Source organism: Populibacterium corticicola, assembly GCF_042683685.1.
GTDB classification, from domain to species: Bacteria; Actinomycetota; Actinomycetes; order Actinomycetales; family Cellulomonadaceae; genus Timonella; species Timonella corticicola.
In genome coordinates, this window is record NZ_JBHUOP010000003.1 from 246,550 (window position 1) to 263,158 (window position 16,609).

Below are 16,609 nucleotides of genomic sequence, written 5' to 3' on the forward strand. Positions count from 1 at the left end.
TAGCCCCAAAAGATGGCCAGTTTCAACAGTTTTTGGGTGGGTGACGCCTAGGCTCCCTCGCGGTACGCTGAATCCTAGCCACGCCCGCTTCCAGCCAGACAGCGCATTCATGCCGAATCCCACCTTCGCCACAACGCTCGACACCGACGACGGCCCGTTCACAATCGTCGCCACGCCCAGCCATGTCATCGCGGCTGGCTGGCGCGCCAGCCTCCCACTGGGCACGAGTGAGCACGGCGGAACAGCCCCTGACCGAAACACAGAGGGCACGGTACTCAGCCTTGGCTCGGTTCTCTCGGGGGTACATGACTCGTTACGTCCCGCTCCCACGACAATCCAGATTTTCGACGAGCCCTCAGCTCTCGCCCTCCCCCTCGCGTGCGATGAGGCCGTGTTGGGTCGGGCTGCGCGGGCAACGTTGGCGTATTACGACGGCGATCCGTCACTGCTTCGAGAGGTTCCCGTCCTGCAACGTGGTGGACCGTTCCGGGGGTTGGCGCTGACGGCGTTGCGGGATGTTCCGTGCGGCGAGGTTGTGTCGTATGGCGAGTTGGCGGAACTGGCCGGACGGCCCGCCGCTGTCCGGGCTGCTGCGACTGCCTGCGCACGCAACGCGGTGGGGTTGTTCGTTCCGTGTCATCGGGTCATCCGCGGCGATGGTTCTCCGGGCCAGTACGGAAGTTACGGCGTGGACTTCAAGGTGCGTATGCTCGACCGCGAGCGAGCCTGGTACGACAGGCACCACCCCTCCGACTAGCCATTCACTAACCACCCAAAAATCGATGAAACCAGCGACAAAAGATAGGTGGTTTCGTCGGTTTTCGGGTGGGCAGCGTGATCTGACGGCGTGATAATAAGTCAATGAGAACACTTCGCTACTCGATCAACATCACGCTCGACGGGTGCTGTCATCACGAGGCGGGACTCCCACCGGACGAGGAGTCGATGCGCTATTGGACCGATCAGATGGGACGCGCCGACGCGCTGCTGTTCGGCCGGGTGACCTACCAGATGATGGAATCAGCGTGGCGTCGGCCAACCACAGGCGTGTGGCCCGATTGGATGGAGGAATGGGAGACTCCGTTTGCCGAGGTCATCGACCGGGCAAAAAAGTACGTCGTGTCGAACACGCTCAGCGAGGTCGACTGGAATGCCGAACTACTACAAGGCGACTTGAGGCAAACGGTTCAGCGGCTCAAGCAAGAGCCTGGGGACGCTCTGTCCGTGGGTGGTGTCGCACTCCCTCTGGCCTTGGCGAATCTGGGCCTGATCGACGAATACGAGTTCCTTGTGCAGCCAATCCTTGCCGGGCGCGGACCAACAGTGCTTGCTGGTTTGCGCAAGAGCATCCCGCTTGAGCTAGTGGATCGCCGGGAGTTCCGCTCGGGAGCAGTCGCCATGCGATACCGACCCGCACGTTGAGAGGCAGCCCACGACCGGTAAAGTACCTGACATGAGCCATGCCGACGAGTCCCCCACCCGTTGGGATAGGACCGTCGAGGTCATGGAGCGCTATCAGGTGGCGATATATCTCGGGGCAATCGCCCTCGCAGTCGCGGTGACCCTTACGCTTCCCGAAGCCCAAGCGCACGCCGTGGGGAACGCGGTCGAACCGCTGGTCAACCCGGTACTCATGGTGTTGCTCTATGCAACGTTCCTTGCCGTTCCCGCCGCCCAGGTGACCCGAGCACTGCGCGAGGGGCGGTTTGTGGGTGCGCTACTCGTCGCCAATTTCGTACTCGTACCGGCCCTGGCCTACCTCCTGACGCGACCCATCGCGGCGGACCAGCCGCTCGTATTCGGGGCGCTGTTGGTGTTGCTCGCGCCGTGTGTGGACTATGTCATCGTGTTCACCGGGCTTGCGGGCGGGTCGAAGGAGCGGCTGCTGGCCGCAACCCCGCTACTGACCGTCGCGCAGATTGCCGCGGTCCCGATGTTCTTGCGGTTGATGACCGGCTCGGATGCGGTGCTTGAGGTGGGGCCATTCGTTGAGGCATTCGTACTGCTCATCGCTGTACCACTCGCGCTGGCGTGGGCAACGCAGTGGGCTGGAACTCGGTGGCGGGTGGCCGCCGTCGTTCAGGTACGGGTGCTCGAGGCGATGGTGCCGCTGATGGCCGTGACACTGTGGGTTGTCGTGGCGTCGCAACTTCCGGCCGTGGCTTCGCAGATCGGTGTGCTCGCGCGGCTCGTTCCGATCTACCTTGCGTTCGCACTCGTCATGATGGTGCTGGGCTGGGCCTCCGCCCACGTGGCAGGCCTTGACGTACCGGGACAAAAGGCAGTCGCACTGAGCGGAGCCACTCGAAACTCCCTGGTCGTCCTCCCTGCGGCCATTGCCACCGGAAACGAACTCGTCGCCCTTGCCGTGGTCACCCAAACCCTCGTGGAACTGCTCGTACTGACCAGCACCGTGCCACTACTACGCCGTACGACCCAGGTAGCGTCCCCTCGCCCGGCAGGTAACTCCCAGGAGTGACGCCACAGCACACAGAACCCGCCGAAGATCAGCCCACTGCCTGACGCGCACCTCCACAGCGCCTCGCGATACTGAACAGTATGGTTGCAACACCTCCGCCCCCGCCTCCACTAGGTCCGGCGCATACGCCCGGGTCAGGTACATCCGTGTCCGCTCAGTCATCGACGCCACGAAATGACCAGGCAACGCAGCCTCCACGGCAACCCAGCCACCCAATCAGGATGACGGGACAGGATGGCCTGTACGGTTCGTCAGCAAACCCGCACTCACGCAATGTGCGACCACTCGGCCCCGTCCACCAGAATCAGTCCCGTCATACAGGCGACGCGGGAGCATCGGGCGTGCGCACCAGCGCGCGACCGCACGGTGGCGTGCAGGTGTCCCGCACCGCGCAGCCCGTCTTCGATCTGAACCCACCCAAGCGCCTGCCGCCTGTGAAACTGCTGCTGGCCGCGTGTGTACTCGGCCTGGTAGCGGGAAGTATCGCGCTCGCCTTCGCACTGAATGGAAACAACAACCACGCACGTGAGGGCGAGGTGCAACCCCTCTCCACGATCAGCCCCGTCGCGGTGGAGACGCCGCACTACGAGAACGGGAAGATTCCCGAAGAGGAACTGCAGGACATCGGCGATGGGTATCAACTCATCAAGCCCGCCGCTCAGGCTTTCGCAAAAATGACCGCCGCGCTCAACGAGGCCGGGTATGCCTACACCCTGAACTCCGCCTACCGGACCATCGAGGAGCAGGAGGAACTCGTGGAAGACCTGGGACTCTTGGAGGAAGGCGGGCGCGCTGCGGCGGTCGGTACGTCGGAGCATGGACTCGGTACGGCGGTGGACCTCAAGCTCGACTGGGATGCGGTCGAATGGCTCCGCGCGCACGCCGCAGCCTACGGGTTCGCGGAGACGATCCCCGAGGAACCGTGGCACTGGAACTACATCGGCGAATAACCCCTCACCGCTCGGCACGATTGGGACATGCACGGATTATGCATTCATCACGCCTTGCGCGTGTAGATCCTGAACCGCCGTTGGGTGACACCGGACGGCACAGTCGGCAGATTGACTAGTAAACGTCCGGCAGATTGACTAGTTAAGTGCCGGCTGGGTACGACCTGCAGACTGAAATGCACAGGTCAGCGCTCGCTAAACAGTGCTCACAGCAAAATCTTGAACTCCACGCAGAGGATCCCAATTCCTCCCCTATTGCTCTGGTTACTCGACTTAAGGCCTCTCTGACCTATTCCTGTTCTTGAGGCTGAGAGTTTTCCGAGGGCACGCTCGCGTAGTCAGGTTAGACCTATCTACTCGAGCTTCGACCATCAATGGTTGGGGTCAGCGCAAGTACCAGACCAAGCACATTACGGGCGCCTCTCTGTAGTTCACCACGGGTGAGACCCTCGGCTTGCTGCAGCGAGGTGAGTATGGTGTCATCCGCGTAATCTTGTGGTCCGCTCTCAGTCTTTACGCCACCCGGCATAAGTACATCGACCTGTGCTCGCACACGGAATGCGTTGTTAGTCAACGCTGGGAAATCAGGATCAACATCATCTTCCATCCACCAGTCTGTGATGACACATCCCTCATAGCCCCATTCCTCACGCAGGAGAGATGTAACTAGATCGTAGTGGTAATGCGCCCAAACGCCGTTGACCTTGTTGTAAGAAGTCATAATCGTTTTCGGGTTGGCTTCACGCACACAGATCTCGAAACCCCGCAGGTAGAGCTCACGCAGCGCGCGCTCCGAAACGCGCGCATCATGACGAGTACGGTTAGTCTCCTGATTGTTGACTGCAAAGTGCTTAGGACACGCTGAAACTCCCGCCGATTGCACGCCGCGCACTACAGCAGCCCCCGTACGCCCCGTGACCAGAGGGTCTTCAGAAAAATACTCAAAATTCCGACCACACAGTGGGTCACGGTGCAGATTCATACCAGGGCTGAGCAACACATCTGAACCCTTGTGCACCATCTCTTGGCCGTGCAACGCGGCGAGTTCCTCTACTAGTGATGTGTTCCAACTGGAGGCTAGTGCGGTGCCTGACGGCAGCAAGGAAGCATACGCGCCGATGCGGATACCGCTTGGACCATCGGTCGTTGTGACCGGACGCACGCCCTTAGCGCGCAGCGACTCGGTGACACCACCAAGAACTCCCGCATTTCCAGGCACCCCTAGCGGGCTGTGCATTGTGATATCACCATGCGCAATTGCAGCCAACTCGACGTCGCTAAGTTGTGCGATAAACGAGTCCAGCGTCGCACGGCCTGCTGCGACATCATCAAGCACGATACCTTGGTCGCCCGTGGGGCTAACCTCTTCAGGGAGTCCAGCTCGCACACGCTCAGCGCGTGCCACAGATGCGGTTGGCGCAGGTTCCCACGCTACGACTGCGCGGCCTTCCGCGTCGCGCGCAAGCACCATTCGGTCGAACGGTGTTTCGGCCTTAACAGCAGCAGTCTCACGCAACTTCTGCACAATACGCAATTCGGATACCTCGAACGCGGTGATCTCGACAGCGGAACGAACATCAGTACCAAGGAATACAGGGTATGTGCCCGGTTCCAGCACGTAGGCGCTGCGATGACCGGTAACTCCGCTGTCGTCAAATGACGCGAAGTCGGTCAGGGCAAAACTCATTTCCACGCGAGCCTTCTCACCGGGGGCAAGTTCGGGTGTTTTCGCGTAGGCGGCCAAACGTCGCGCAGGCTGGGAAAGCGCCCCGTCAGGAGCACCTACGTAGATCTGTACAACCTCTTTTCCAGAGTGTTGCGTGCCTGTGTTAGATACATTGACGACGGCAATGAGGGTATCGGAATCTATAACCGTCTTCTCGATTTCCAACGCGAAAGTCGTGTACCCCAGCCCGAAGCCGAAGCCGAACTGGACACGCTCGGGTGCGAAGGTTTCGAAGTAGCGGTAGCCGACGAAAACGTCCTCTGCGTAATGGCTGACATCCGGATCTCCGAAGTTCGCGCTGCTGGGATAGTCCTCGTAACTAAACGCGATTGTGTCAGTCAGTTTTCCACTTGGCATCAACTCGCCGGCGAGCACGCCAGCGACGGCGCGCGCGCCTTCCATGCCGCCCTGCCAGGCGTAGAGCACGGCGCTAATGCGCTCGCCATAGTCGGAAAGCCAACTGAGATCCATGACGTTGCCGGCATCGATTACGACCACAGTACGCTCGAAAGAAGTGGTGACCTGATCAAGTAGGTGACGCTCGTCGTCAGTAAGCAGGAAGCTACCGGGCTCGCGCAGGCTTTCACGTGCCTCACCAGCAGCTCGCCCAATCACTATTAATGCAATATCGGTGCGCAGAGCTGCTGCCTTGACTACACCATCCTCCAACGGCATCTCGGGAAAGTGGTGCGGCCATGTGCCCCAGGTGCCGGAATGGCTGGGTCGGTTCTGCGCACACCACTCTTGATATACACCAGCAAGTTCACCGTCCACAGCAATCCCCGCATCGCGAAGACCAGCGATGAGATTCCATACATAGGGAACCTTCACGTCGCCACCTGACCCATAGCCGACTGTGAACCAGTCGTACTGTACGCGACCAAAAACTGCAACGGACTGAAGACCAAGTGGCAGCGTCTCACGTTCGTTACGTAGTAAAACGATCCCTTCCGCTGCGGCCTGACGAGCGAGCGAAGCAAGCTCCGGATCCAACGTCGGGTCAGTATCTTGCAAAATCACGGAGATCTGAGCGACAGATTCCACCGGAGAAAGCGAGTGGGAACGATCGCCGGACTCTAAGTCGGGGGTAAGAGGCATGAGATTTCCTGAAATGTAGGTTCTATCGTGAGAGCGCTCCCATGCTACCTCAACGGACCGCACTCATGGCTGCACCGCTCATAGTTGCTAGAGATGATATTGCCACTAGACCACGGCTTCGGCAGTGATTGCGACGTGCCTCAACTCTACGGCCGTGCGCCCTGCCCTGCCAGACGATCACTCAACCGGACAGTGCGTAGAAAACTGCCGAATCGTCGCCAATCATGTGTGGGTATGACGCTTTCATGCAGGCAGGCTCCTATGCGCTGCAGGCCATTGATAGCATTGCGCAATGGATCTGTTGATTGTCGGTTCTGGTTTCTTTGGGCTAACCGTCGCGGAACGCGCGGCACGGGTTCTCGGCAAGAAGGTGACCGTCATTGAACGACGCAGCCACCTGGGTGGAAACGCCTATTCCGAAACCGACCCCGAGACGGGAATCGAGGTCCACAGGTACGGCGCACACCTCTTCCACACCTCGAACAAGAAGGTGTGGGACTACGTCAACCAGTTCACGCAGTTCACCGACTACCAGCACCGCGTGTACTCAACGTACAGGGGTGAGGTGTATCCGCTGCCGATCAACCTCGGAACGATCAACCAGTTCTTCCGCAGCGCGCTCGGCCCTGACGCAGCGCGGGAAATGATCGCCGAACAGGCAGCCGAGATCGCCTCGGATCAGGTCACGAACCTCGAGGAACGCGCGATCTCGCTGATCGGTCGCCCACTGTATGAGGCGTTCATCCGCGATTACACGGCCAAGCAGTGGCAGACTCCCGTCACGGACCTGCCACCGGAGATCATCAGTCGTCTCCCCGTGCGGTACACGTACAACAACCGATACTTCAACGACACCTACGAGGGTCTGCCCGTTGATGGCTACACGGCCTGGCTTGAACGAATGGTGGACCATCCGCTGATCGAGGTGAGGCTCGATACCGACTATTTCGATGCGGACCAACCGCTGAGCAAGGAGCGGGTTCGCGGACAGGTGCCGGTTGTCTACACGGGACCGCTTGATCGCTACTTCGACTTCTGTCATGGCCGCTTAGGATGGCGGACCCTCGATTTCGAGCGGGAGGTGCTTCCCACCGGCGACTTCCAAGGCACATCGGTCATGAACTACGCCGATGCCCAAACTCCCTACACCCGCATCCACGAGTTCAGGCACTTCCATCCGGAACGCACCGACTATCCGGGGGACAAGACCGTGATCATGCGGGAGTACTCCCGATTCGCAGACCTTGACGATGAACCCTACTACCCCGTCAACACCACCGCGGATCGGGAGAAGCTCGAGCAATACCGGGCGCTGGCCACACGCGAGGCAACGCAGGGGGTCGTGTTCGGTGGGCGGCTCGGAACCTACCAGTATCTCGACATGCACATGGCCATCGGAGCAGCGCTCTCAACCTTCGAGAACAAGGTGACGCCACTGTTCACCTGAATCATTTGCGGCGGCCTACTGCCCCTGCTGACCGTGCTTGATCTGGTTCTCGATGCACTTCAAGCGCAGCAGGACCTCCTCGTTGTGGCGACGCTGAACCTCAAGCGTGGTGAGAAGTTCAAGGTAGATCTCGGAGTCGAGGGTGGCGCGGCGACGGCGGGCCCACAATCCCTGAGTCAGGTTGACCATCACTCCGGCCGAGAACAGGACCCCGAGTATCCAAAACAGCCACTGCCAGTTGGATTCGATGTCCACCCCAGCAAGCGTGAAGAATATCGTTGGAAACAGCCAAGCCACGGCCCACGCAAAGTAACGGTTTCCATCCTCCGTGACCGTGCGGTCGTGCTTGTTCGTTTCCTCCTCGTCCGTTGTCAAGGCACTAAGAGTATCGGCCGCCCACGCGTTGAGGCGCGCACTTGCCTGGTGCGTACTATTCATTTTGGGGGTGCGGGGGCTCTGGGGCATAGGTCTTTTCTAGCAGCATGAGGCCCGGTTGGAAACACGAGCGACGAAAAAATGGGACTATGGCAGTTTGTTTAGACTTTCATGCCGCTAAGTTGGGCATAAACATATTCACGCCCCGACCTTTATGACAGGCTGTCATTTAATTCGGATCGATGATGCCGAACGCCTCCATCGCTGCGTTCATATTGTGCAGGCGCTCGATTATTTCCTCGTTCTGCTGGTTCTGCCTGGCTAACTGGCGAAGGATCGCACGCTGAGTTTCAGCGTCAGCCTTGGCGCGCCTGATCCGCACGCTTAACCCCACAGTGATCGCCGCAACCGCTAGCACAAGCAGCACAGCGGACACCCCCGCCGCATCACTGCTCTTTTCGCTCACTGCAATCATGATGACCGCCGCGATCAAACTCAAAATGGTGGCAACCACGAAATAGCCGTTTCCACCGAAATCGATCTTCTGTTCCCAGAGTCTTGTTGCCGCTTCCATAGTTAATTCTCCCGCCGTTTTGGCACTTTGGATAGTGCTTTAAGTCCGTATCGGGAATGTCTGGGAACTGGATCACGGGAGAGTCATCTGGGCCCTCCAGGCCTGTGCACTCGCGGCAACACCGAACGATGGTCGGCAAATCACCTCAGCGATCGGGCAGCCTACGGATGAGCATGTACCCTCCGATGAGGGCGACTATCACCCCGCACAGGGTTCCCACGTAGTGGGTATGGGTGCTCGCCTCTGGCTGACTCTAGGAGATAATGCCCAAGTTCAGCCGCGAGTACATGGTTTACTGGTGCATGCGAATCGTGGGCAGTCGCCCAGGAAGATAAGAGGATCAGTGAGAACCAACCTACGGGAAGCAGCGCCCCGCTCAATCTCACGATGGCGGCTCTTCCTAGGCTTCTACATTGTGCTCACTGCGTGGATTCTTGTGGGTCGGGATTTCGTGCACGAGCCCGTCTTCGCAGCGTTGAAGAACGCCGGCTACGTCGCCACCATGCTTCTGGGATTCTGGGCGTTCCAAGATGGATTTGCGAGAAGTTGGCGCGTGACGCGGCAACGCCCACTTCTGGCAGCGGGTTCAACCGTGTTTGGGCTTGCGCTTATGGGAGCGGCATCGGCGTTGAGCCAGGTTGTCATGTTCTTCTTCACACCCCCAGTAACTAGCGAAAACCAGGTGGCGATAAACGCTGAGGTGCTCACATCATCGACATCGCTTCTTGAGGGTTTGCTCTTCATCGGCGTTGGAGGTTTCGTGGCGCCAATCGTCGAGGAAATCGTTTTCAGAGAACTCCCGTTCCGTCGGCCTCGATCTCGGTTACTCACGAGCGTAGCGGTTGTTCTGTCCTGTCTCGCGTTCGGCGCTATCCATCTACGTGGAGCGGGAGAATGGCAGTTTGGCGTCCTATATGTCGGCTACGCCGCAGCCTTGACCGTCGCCTACTTCGTATCGGCACGCAATCTACTCGTTCCAGTCACGACACACGTGGCGTGGAACGCAACGGGGCTGACCTACCTGTTACTCACCGCGTGAACTGCACCTTCCCACAAGAACGCTCTACAAATACCCTGATCTAATGCAGCCTCTGGCTCCGCTTCTCGTACTGACATGAGAAAAGCGCAGCGCCTATTCGAACGCGTGGCCGCCAGCGATTGCCTGCAATGCTGCGACGTGCGATGCCCACTGTGAGCGCCCGTTCTCTGTCAGGGCCAGCCAGGTGCGCGGCCGCTTGCCGACATAGCCTTTCCTGATCTCGATGATGCCGAGGCTCTCTAGGTGAGTGGCTTGTCTGCTCAGCACAGAGTCGCTTACCTGGAGTTGGTCTCGGGTCGTCCCGAACTCAATGCTCTCGACACCGTTTAGCGCTGCCACCAGAGAGAACCGAACCGGGTGGGAGAGGGCTTCCACGAGTTGGTGCCGAGGGTGTTCGACCGTCATCGTCTGGCCTCGATCCATGCGCCGATCATCGTAATGGCCGTCAAGGCAGCGCATGCAACAGCAAGGAACCAAGCCTGATCCACGAACCAGGTCGACACGCCAAGGATACCGATGACCCAGATGACAGCCCAGATACCCACCGTGACGAACCACCGTCTGCCGAAGCCGCGCTTTACGGATGTGCTGAACACAGTCATGAAAACGAACGATACTGCAATCCACAACGTCATGAAGATCATGGGTAGCGCGAGCAATCCGTCCGACGCGAACGCAATGGCAGGGAGAGCGAGCGAAGATGTTGCACCTAGTGTCAGAAGCCCTGCAATCTGCGGCCAACTCGATCCGGTCTTTGTGGTCGATTCCAACTGGGCAACCTGCGCGAGTAGTGCCTGCGCCTCTTCCGGAGTGGGGCTGCCGTCCGTGGTCTCGCTCATCGCTGCTCCTTTTGTACGATCGCGCGACGCAGCGATGCGATGACAGCTACCCACACGCCACAGAGGGCAGCTGCAACCGATGCGGCCACGACCATCAGGCCCGAAGTCTGTGTTGCGAGGCCGACGATAAACAACGCGACCATGCAGGCGATGCCGGCAGCAGGGCCGATCCACGCCCACTTGAGGCTCAGGCGAAGTGTGCTGATGTCAGTTGCTGTCATGTTGCGATCCGTTCTTGCTCTTCTCGATGAATGAAGCAATCGTAACAAATAGTTACCAATATGGAAAGTACTTACACATTGTTAGATCGTTTCCAGCGCGAAGGAGACCTCGCAGGGCAGTCGCAGGCAGGACATCCACAGCCACGCGAACAGACCCCTCGTGGAAAGGCCGATCTGTGCGAATCACCTATCACAGACATGTCCGTTTTCCGCTATACCGCAGGGATTCACACGGGTATGGTGAAGTCATGTCCGAACAGCGTCCACCCCACCACGACACCCTCTTCGCCGAGCGCTATCGGGCAATAAGTTCGCGGGACCAGCGCTTTGACGGACAGTTCTTCACCGCAGTCAAGACCACCAGAATCTACTGTCGCCCCTCCTGCCCGGCGCGCACCCCAAAACCTGAGAATGTCACGTTCTTCACCACATCAGCGGCGGCGCATGAGGCTGGTTTCCGTGCATGTAAACGTTGCCTGCCCGAAGCGACACCTGGAACGCCCGAGTGGAACATTCGCCAGGATCTGGCGGCGCGTGCGATGAGGCTTATCTCTGACGGCGTTGTGGACCGCTCGGGGGTTGAGGGGTTGGCCGCGCAACTGGGTTACACGCCTAGACACGTTCACCGCACCCTGGTTGCTGAACTCGGCGCATCGCCCGTCTCGCTGGCTCGGGCGAAACGGGCACAGTTGGCCCGCAGCCTACTCGTGGGCACGGATCTGAAGTTGGCAGACGCGGCATTCGCCGCTGGGTTCGGGTCCATCAGGCAGTTCAACGACACGATGCGTGCGGTATTCGATGCGCAACCGTCAGCAATCCGCGAGCGTGCTCAACACTCCACGGCGACTCTCACCTCTGGCAGCACCGTTCTGGGCCCCAGGATTCAGGTCACGCTCTCGCTCCCGGTGCGTGCTCCGTTTGATGCCCTGGGGGTGTTTGAGTTCCTCGCTGCGCGTGCAATTGTGGGAGTTGAACAGGCTGATCTGAGCGATCCGTCGCATCTGATGTATGCGCGCACGGTTGCGCTACCCTCTGGACCGGGCGCCTTCCGAATCAGGGCTACCCGGATGCCTGAGGTTCGAACGGCCCCAGTGGCTGCGCATGCTTCTCTCACAGAAGCGGAGACACGGCAGTTGCCACAGCCATGGCGGTTGCACGCTGATCTCGAACTCAGCGAGTTGTCCGACATCCCCGTGGTCCTCGCACGCATCCGACGACTCCTTGACCTGGATGCCGACTGCGAGGGGATCGACCAAGCGCTCCTGCACGACCCGCACCTGCGGCCACTCGTGGAGCGGACCCCGGGTATACGGGTTCCCGGGTCCGTGGACCCCAACGAGATGGTCATCCGGGCGATTGTGGGCCAGCAGATCTCGGTTCCAGCAGCGCGTGGCCATCTGGCACGGCTCGCAAACATCGCCGGCAGGCCGTATGAATCCGGGTTTGACGGACTCACCACCCTGTTTCCAGCCCCTGAGCAGATCGCGAACGCTGTGGTCCCTGTTTCACAGGACACCCCACTCGATCCGGACCGCGCGCTTCGACTCCCAAGACGTTCCATGACAGCCATACATACGGCAGCGAGGCGGCTGGCGACGGGAGAACTTCAGGTGCACATTGGTGCCGATGGAACGCAACTCACCCAGGATTTTCTCGCTCTGCCCGGGGTCGGCCCATGGACTGCCGCCTACATTGCACTGAGGGTCCTTGGTGACTCCGATTCTTGGATGATCGGGGATGTCGCTCTGATCGCCGGAGCCCGGGCGATGGGGCTACTCAGCGACTCCCTCCCCAACAAGCAGGCTGAACACAGGGCACTCGCAGAGTACGCACGCGTTTGGGCACCCTGGCGCTCCTACGCCTCCATGCACCTGTGGAAAGCCGCTTCTTCCATCCCACGACCATCTTCCTTAACCGACAGGGAACTCGCATGATCTACGCTTTCACCACCACCACGCCCGATGGCCCGTTCAGCATCGTCACCAGCGAAGAGGCGGTTCTTGCGTCTGGTTGGACCGACGATATCGCCAGCCTGATCGCGCTCATTCACGGCGATCTACGTCCTCGGCTTGAGGAGGTCACGACCGTCTCTGATCCAAATGGCGGCGCCCTCGCCACAGCGGTCGCGGCTCTCAACGCCTACTACGCAGGTGACTCCTCCCTACTCGCACGGGTTCCGGTCCAGCAGAGGTCCGGCCCATTCCGCGAACACGCGTGGGATGTCCTACGCACGGTGGCACCCGGCGAGGTCATCACCTACACCGAATATGCCAACAGGTCCGGTCGCCCCAGCGCGGTCCGGGCAGCCGCGAGCGCCTGCGCCATGAACGCCGCCGCACTGTTCGTGCCCTGCCACCGGGTCCAGCGCACCGATGGAACCCTCGGCGGGTTCCGCTACGGCCTCCCTGTCAAGGAGAGCCTGCTCGCACGCGAGCGCACTCAAGAAGTTTATAAAAGGAGTGAAAGCGGAAACCTCTGATGAAATCAGCCATTTTTACAACCTCAACAAGATCACAGCCCGCAAATACTAATGGCTTGTTGCCAAAAAGCAATCTCCAAACTACTCAACTAGACACTTACGGCAGTTGCGCACAGTTCACACGTGAGCAGCCCGTCGACAGCAAAGACAACTGACTCCACCCAAAGTAAAGGCGAGAGATGTTTCCATCATAAACCTCTAAGGCATACAGTTGGCATCAATGAAAAATCTCGCTTTAGCAAGATTCTCTATTTTTGAGGAAGGCCCCACGCGGATCTCAAACTCTCCTGATTCGACTACTCGGTTTCCGTCAGCATCGACAATCGAACACTTGCTGCTCGGCAACCTAAAAGTAATCCTACGGAGTTCTCCAGCCTCCAGCGGGACACGTTCATAACCCTTGAGTTCTTGGTCCGCCCAACTCACGGACGTAACAACGTCACTGACGTAGACCTGAACAGTTTCCACCACCGCAACCGAACCAATGTTCTCTACCTCAATTGAGAAAACAACATCTTCGCCGAGCGCAACCCTTTCCGTGTGGACAGTCACGCTAGAGTAGGTCACTGGCGAGTACGATAGCCCCTCACCAAAAACAAATGCGGGCTCCTGGGTCAAATCTGCGTAACGGTCCCCATGCTGCCCTCGTACCTGGTTATAGAAGGTTGGCTGTTGGCCGACGTGCCGAGGAAATGAGATAGGTAGACGCCCCGAAGGGTTGACACTGCCAGCCAAAATCTCGGCAATTGCTAAGCCACCTTCCATTCCTGGGTTGGCAGCCCACAATAGGCCAGCGGACCGCATCGCCACATCGGGTAACACCATAGGTTTCGATGCCATCAGCACAGTTACCATCGGCTTGCCCGTCGCCGCGATAGCTTCCAGTAAAGCGACTTGGTCTCCTATGAGTTCTAGAGTTGCTGTGGATTTCCCTTCACCCACCAACTCGATATGATCTCCTACGACCACAATCACATAATCTGCGTCGTGAGCAGCCGCTACAGCAGCATCGATGAGGCTTTCATCCGGTTCACATGGAACCACAAGCTCAGGCCGTGGCTGACCATCCTCAAACACGTCACCAAGCGGATCAGGCGCGAGGGTAAACATCCGATAGCCGGGAGAGAAACTAACGCTCCATGCCTCAGGAAGTACCAGTTTGAGACCATCAACGACGGTGGTTATCTTCTCTCGAGGCTGCCCATCCGGGAGCCAATTGGCTTGCCCCGATGATCCCGCCCAGTCTCCCAACTGTGCCTGTGCGTCATCGCCTAGCAACCCGATGACTGCGACCTTCCTCGTAGTTTCCACGTCCCCAACCGGTAACGGAAGCAGCCCTTGATTGCGCAGCAAGACAATCGATTGGCGCGCGACTTCTTGATTGAGAAGACGATGCTCAGCATTGCCCACTACCTCTTGCACACGGTCAGCCACCACCGACCTATTATCTTCAAAAAGCCCCATCTCGAACTTAGTTCGAAGAATGCGCAAAACAGCTCGGTCGAAGGCGTCTGGGGCCAACAGACCCTGCGCGACGGCGTCGAGAGCGCCTTCAAAAAAGCGTGGCGTTGTCATGATCACGTCGTTCCCGGCAGTGACAGCCGCGGCTGCTGCATGAGCATAGTCAGGTTGAAGCTTCTGCTCCCATACCATACGACCAACGTTATCCCAGTCAGTAACTAGCATCCCGCCATAGCCCCATTCACCTCTTAACACGTCGTCAAGAAGCCAAGAGTTCGTCGAGATGGGAATACCGTCCGTAGTCTGATAGCCGAGCATAAAGCTTCCGCATCCCTCTCGAGCCACTCGCTCGAAGGGCGGAAGGAACCACGACCTTAACTTCCGACGTGACAGGTCTGCCTCGGTGGCGTCACGCCCTCCTTGCGTTTCGGAGTACCCCGCGAAGTGCTTGGCTGTCGCCAAAATGCTCTCCGGGTCTGCAAGACCCCGACCCTGATAACCTCGAATCATCGCGGAAGATAACTCTCCAATAAGAAAGGGATCTTCACCGAAGGTCTCATCTACACGGCCCCAGCGTAAATCGCGGGCGATGCATAACACTGGTGAGAAAGTCCAGTGAATCCCCGTCACTGCGACTTCTCGGGCGGTGGCCCGTGCAACGTCTTCCAGCAACTCTGGATTCCATGAAGCAGCCATTCCTAGTTGCGTAGGAAAGATCGTAGCGCCGTATTGGAAAGAATGTCCATGAATGCAGTCTTCTCCCACCAGTAGGGGAATGCGCAAGCGTGTTCTCTTTACCAATTCATGAGCTCGTTGCAATCGCTCGGGTGACGCGTGGAGGATTGACCCTACATGAACATCAAGAACCTGCGCGTCGAGATCTTCACGCGCGTCCAGTTGCATCATCTGCCCGACCTTCTCTTCCAACGTCATTCTGGAAAGGAGGTCTTGCGCACGAACTGACGAATCAACTGCTGCATCGAGGTAAAGCGGCCGTGCATTACTCACGACAGGACCTCGCTCGTATCATTGACTATCGGGTAAGCAACGTAAGCCAGTTGGGTGCCATCAGGGTTCCAACTCGCCACGTTCATAGTCCCTTGACCGCCGAATACTGTTGCAAGATCACGGACTGTGCCGTCGTTCTCACGCAAACGTACAATCACCTCTGTGTCGGCCGGGTGTCCTAACGTACCCGGCGGAAAACTCACGTAGGAGAGACGGCGCCCCGTAGGATCAGGGTGCGGGAACCAGTTCACTCTTTCGTCGAACGTTAACTGCTGCAATTCGGAACCATCTGGCCGCATCACAAAGAGTTGAGCAGCACCTGGAACATCAGACCCTCTCTCCGAGTTGAAGTAGAGCCACTCACCATCATGGGAGAATTCAGGACCGTCGTCAGGGTACACATCATTCGTGATCTGCGTGTCTGGGCCGCCGTTCGCAGGAATCAGATAGACGTTAGTTTGCAGTTCACCGCCCGAAATCGTCATACCTGTGTAGGCTAAAGTCTTCCCATCAGGCGAGATGCCGTGCAGGTAGTAACGAAAGTTGGGACCGTGGTCGTTAGAGACCCGGAAGCGCGACTCTGATCCTTCTAGGTCAATCCGATAGATATGCCCATCGTCAGACGAAACGAAAGCATAGCGCCCGTCTGGGCTAATGACATGGTCATTATTGATTGGATCCAGATTTTCCAAGTCCACCTCTGCTAAGTGCTGCAACTCAACATCGAATTGAAACAACCTCCCATCGCCGTTGAACACGAGTGCAGTCCCGTCCGGAGTCCAGTTAGGAGCTTCGAAGAGCATGCTGTCTGATTGGTAAACCATGGTATCCACTCCAGAAGTGATATCAATCACTCGAAGTTGAGATATTTGGAAAGGGCGAAGCGAACGTGGCACAGGAGACCTTCCTTCTG

The 16,609-nt window shown here is 58.6% G+C and carries 16 protein-coding genes; 8 read left to right on the forward strand and 8 right to left on the reverse strand.

Annotation, left to right across the window (positions count from 1 at the left end; all coding sequences use genetic code 11):
* The first annotated feature begins 109 nt into the window (after positions 1-109).
* The 4 genes from ACFSYH_RS07980 to ACFSYH_RS07995 all read left to right on the forward strand — a co-directional run bounded on the left by ACFSYH_RS07980 (position 110) and on the right by ACFSYH_RS07995 (position 3,429).
* Positions 110-757, forward strand: coding sequence for a methylated-DNA--[protein]-cysteine S-methyltransferase (locus ACFSYH_RS07980; RefSeq protein WP_377466351.1), 648 nt, complete (start codon positions 110-112; stop codon positions 755-757).
* A 104-nt stretch (positions 758-861) separates the two neighbouring features.
* A complete protein-coding gene (locus ACFSYH_RS07985; protein ID WP_377466352.1) occupies positions 862-1,422 on the forward strand; it encodes a dihydrofolate reductase family protein in 561 nt (186 codons plus the stop codon).
* A gap of 31 nt (positions 1,423-1,453) precedes the next feature.
* Entirely contained in the window at positions 1,454-2,479 is a 1,026-nt protein-coding gene (locus ACFSYH_RS07990) for an arsenic resistance protein (protein ID WP_377466353.1), read from the forward strand.
* A gap of 146 nt (positions 2,480-2,625) precedes the next feature.
* Positions 2,626-3,429, forward strand: coding sequence for a M15 family metallopeptidase (locus ACFSYH_RS07995; protein ID WP_377466355.1), 804 nt, complete (start codon positions 2,626-2,628; stop codon positions 3,427-3,429).
* Between the two features lie 349 nt (positions 3,430-3,778).
* Here the strand turns inward: ACFSYH_RS07995 and ACFSYH_RS08000 are convergent, their stop codons facing one another.
* The gene (locus ACFSYH_RS08000; protein ID WP_377466356.1) at positions 3,779-6,253 is read right to left on the reverse strand and encodes a glycoside hydrolase family 3 protein; all 2,475 of its coding nucleotides are present in this window, start codon (positions 6,251-6,253) and stop codon (positions 3,779-3,781) included.
* A 292-nt stretch (positions 6,254-6,545) separates the two neighbouring features.
* Here ACFSYH_RS08000 and glf point away from each other — a divergent pair, with 292 nt between their 5' ends.
* Positions 6,546-7,700, forward strand: a complete 1,155-nt coding sequence (glf, locus tag ACFSYH_RS08005) for a UDP-galactopyranose mutase (RefSeq protein WP_377466358.1) — start codon at positions 6,546-6,548, stop codon at positions 7,698-7,700.
* A gap of 15 nt (positions 7,701-7,715) precedes the next feature.
* On the opposite strand, the gene ACFSYH_RS08010 is transcribed toward glf, so the two are convergent.
* Complete coding sequence (locus tag ACFSYH_RS08010; protein ID WP_377466359.1) at positions 7,716-8,075, reverse strand: hypothetical protein; 360 nt, start codon at positions 8,073-8,075, stop codon at positions 7,716-7,718.
* Between the two features lie 229 nt (positions 8,076-8,304).
* The gene (locus ACFSYH_RS08015; RefSeq protein ID WP_377466360.1) at positions 8,305-8,649 is read right to left on the reverse strand and encodes a hypothetical protein; all 345 of its coding nucleotides are present in this window, start codon (positions 8,647-8,649) and stop codon (positions 8,305-8,307) included.
* A 343-nt stretch (positions 8,650-8,992) separates the two neighbouring features.
* On the opposite strand from ACFSYH_RS08015, the gene ACFSYH_RS08020 reads away from it, so the two are divergent.
* Positions 8,993-9,688, forward strand: coding sequence for a CPBP family intramembrane glutamic endopeptidase (locus ACFSYH_RS08020; protein ID WP_377466361.1), 696 nt, complete (start codon positions 8,993-8,995; stop codon positions 9,686-9,688).
* A gap of 93 nt (positions 9,689-9,781) precedes the next feature.
* Here the strand turns inward: ACFSYH_RS08020 and ACFSYH_RS08025 are convergent, their stop codons facing one another.
* Genes ACFSYH_RS08025 through ACFSYH_RS08035 form a run of 3 tightly spaced genes read right to left on the reverse strand, consistent with a single transcriptional unit; the run spans position 9,782 to position 10,748 of the window.
* Complete coding sequence (locus ACFSYH_RS08025) at positions 9,782-10,093, reverse strand: winged helix-turn-helix domain-containing protein (protein ID WP_377466362.1); 312 nt, start codon at positions 10,091-10,093, stop codon at positions 9,782-9,784.
* Positions 10,090-10,527, reverse strand: coding sequence for a hypothetical protein (locus ACFSYH_RS08030; protein ID WP_377466363.1), 438 nt, complete (start codon positions 10,525-10,527; stop codon positions 10,090-10,092). Before ACFSYH_RS08030 ends, ACFSYH_RS08025 begins: the two co-directional genes overlap by 4 nt.
* Positions 10,524-10,748: a hypothetical protein gene (locus ACFSYH_RS08035; protein ID WP_377466364.1), complete on the reverse strand. Its 225-nt coding sequence runs from the start codon at positions 10,746-10,748 to the stop codon at positions 10,524-10,526. Before ACFSYH_RS08035 ends, ACFSYH_RS08030 begins: the two co-directional genes overlap by 4 nt.
* Positions 10,749-10,996: 248 nt before the next feature.
* Here ACFSYH_RS08035 and ACFSYH_RS08040 point away from each other — a divergent pair, with 248 nt between their 5' ends.
* Together ACFSYH_RS08040 and ACFSYH_RS08045 are read left to right on the forward strand one after the other, a co-directional pair.
* A complete protein-coding gene (locus tag ACFSYH_RS08040) occupies positions 10,997-12,682 on the forward strand; it encodes a DNA-3-methyladenine glycosylase 2 family protein (RefSeq protein WP_377466366.1) in 1,686 nt (561 codons plus the stop codon).
* Complete coding sequence (locus ACFSYH_RS08045) at positions 12,679-13,227, forward strand: methylated-DNA--[protein]-cysteine S-methyltransferase (protein WP_377466367.1); 549 nt, start codon at positions 12,679-12,681, stop codon at positions 13,225-13,227. Before ACFSYH_RS08040 ends, ACFSYH_RS08045 begins: the two co-directional genes overlap by 4 nt.
* Before the next feature lie 198 nt (positions 13,228-13,425).
* On the opposite strand, the gene ACFSYH_RS08050 is transcribed toward ACFSYH_RS08045, so the two are convergent.
* Together ACFSYH_RS08050 and ACFSYH_RS08055 are read right to left on the reverse strand one after the other, a co-directional pair.
* Positions 13,426-15,696: a glycoside hydrolase family 3 N-terminal domain-containing protein gene (locus ACFSYH_RS08050; protein WP_377466369.1), complete on the reverse strand. Its 2,271-nt coding sequence runs from the start codon at positions 15,694-15,696 to the stop codon at positions 13,426-13,428.
* Positions 15,693-16,550, reverse strand: a complete 858-nt coding sequence (locus ACFSYH_RS08055; RefSeq protein WP_377466370.1) for a TolB family protein — start codon at positions 16,548-16,550, stop codon at positions 15,693-15,695. Before ACFSYH_RS08055 ends, ACFSYH_RS08050 begins: the two co-directional genes overlap by 4 nt.
* Positions 16,551-16,609: the final 59 nt, after the last annotated feature.

Excerpts from the sequence above, each read along its gene's own strand:
- ACFSYH_RS08040 (WP_377466366.1), top strand. The coding sequence starts at position 10,997 with ATGTCCGAACAGCGTCCACCCCACCACGACACCCTCTTCGCCGAGCGC.
- ACFSYH_RS07985 (WP_377466352.1), top strand. The coding sequence starts at position 862 with ATGAGAACACTTCGCTACTCGATCAACATCACGCTCGACGGGTGCTGT.
- ACFSYH_RS08035 (WP_377466364.1), bottom strand. The coding sequence starts at position 10,748 with ATGACAGCAACTGACATCAGCACACTTCGCCTGAGCCTCAAGTGGGCG.
- ACFSYH_RS08000 (WP_377466356.1), bottom strand. The coding sequence starts at position 6,253 with ATGCCTCTTACCCCCGACTTAGAGTCCGGCGATCGTTCCCACTCGCTT.
- glf (WP_377466358.1), top strand. The coding sequence starts at position 6,546 with ATGGATCTGTTGATTGTCGGTTCTGGTTTCTTTGGGCTAACCGTCGCG.
- ACFSYH_RS07990 (WP_377466353.1), top strand. The coding sequence starts at position 1,454 with ATGAGCCATGCCGACGAGTCCCCCACCCGTTGGGATAGGACCGTCGAG.
- ACFSYH_RS08045 (WP_377466367.1), top strand. The coding sequence starts at position 12,679 with ATGATCTACGCTTTCACCACCACCACGCCCGATGGCCCGTTCAGCATC.
- ACFSYH_RS07980 (WP_377466351.1), top strand. The coding sequence starts at position 110 with ATGCCGAATCCCACCTTCGCCACAACGCTCGACACCGACGACGGCCCG.
- ACFSYH_RS08015 (WP_377466360.1), bottom strand. The coding sequence starts at position 8,649 with ATGGAAGCGGCAACAAGACTCTGGGAACAGAAGATCGATTTCGGTGGA.
- ACFSYH_RS08025 (WP_377466362.1), bottom strand. The coding sequence starts at position 10,093 with ATGACGGTCGAACACCCTCGGCACCAACTCGTGGAAGCCCTCTCCCAC.
- ACFSYH_RS08030 (WP_377466363.1), bottom strand. The coding sequence starts at position 10,527 with ATGAGCGAGACCACGGACGGCAGCCCCACTCCGGAAGAGGCGCAGGCA.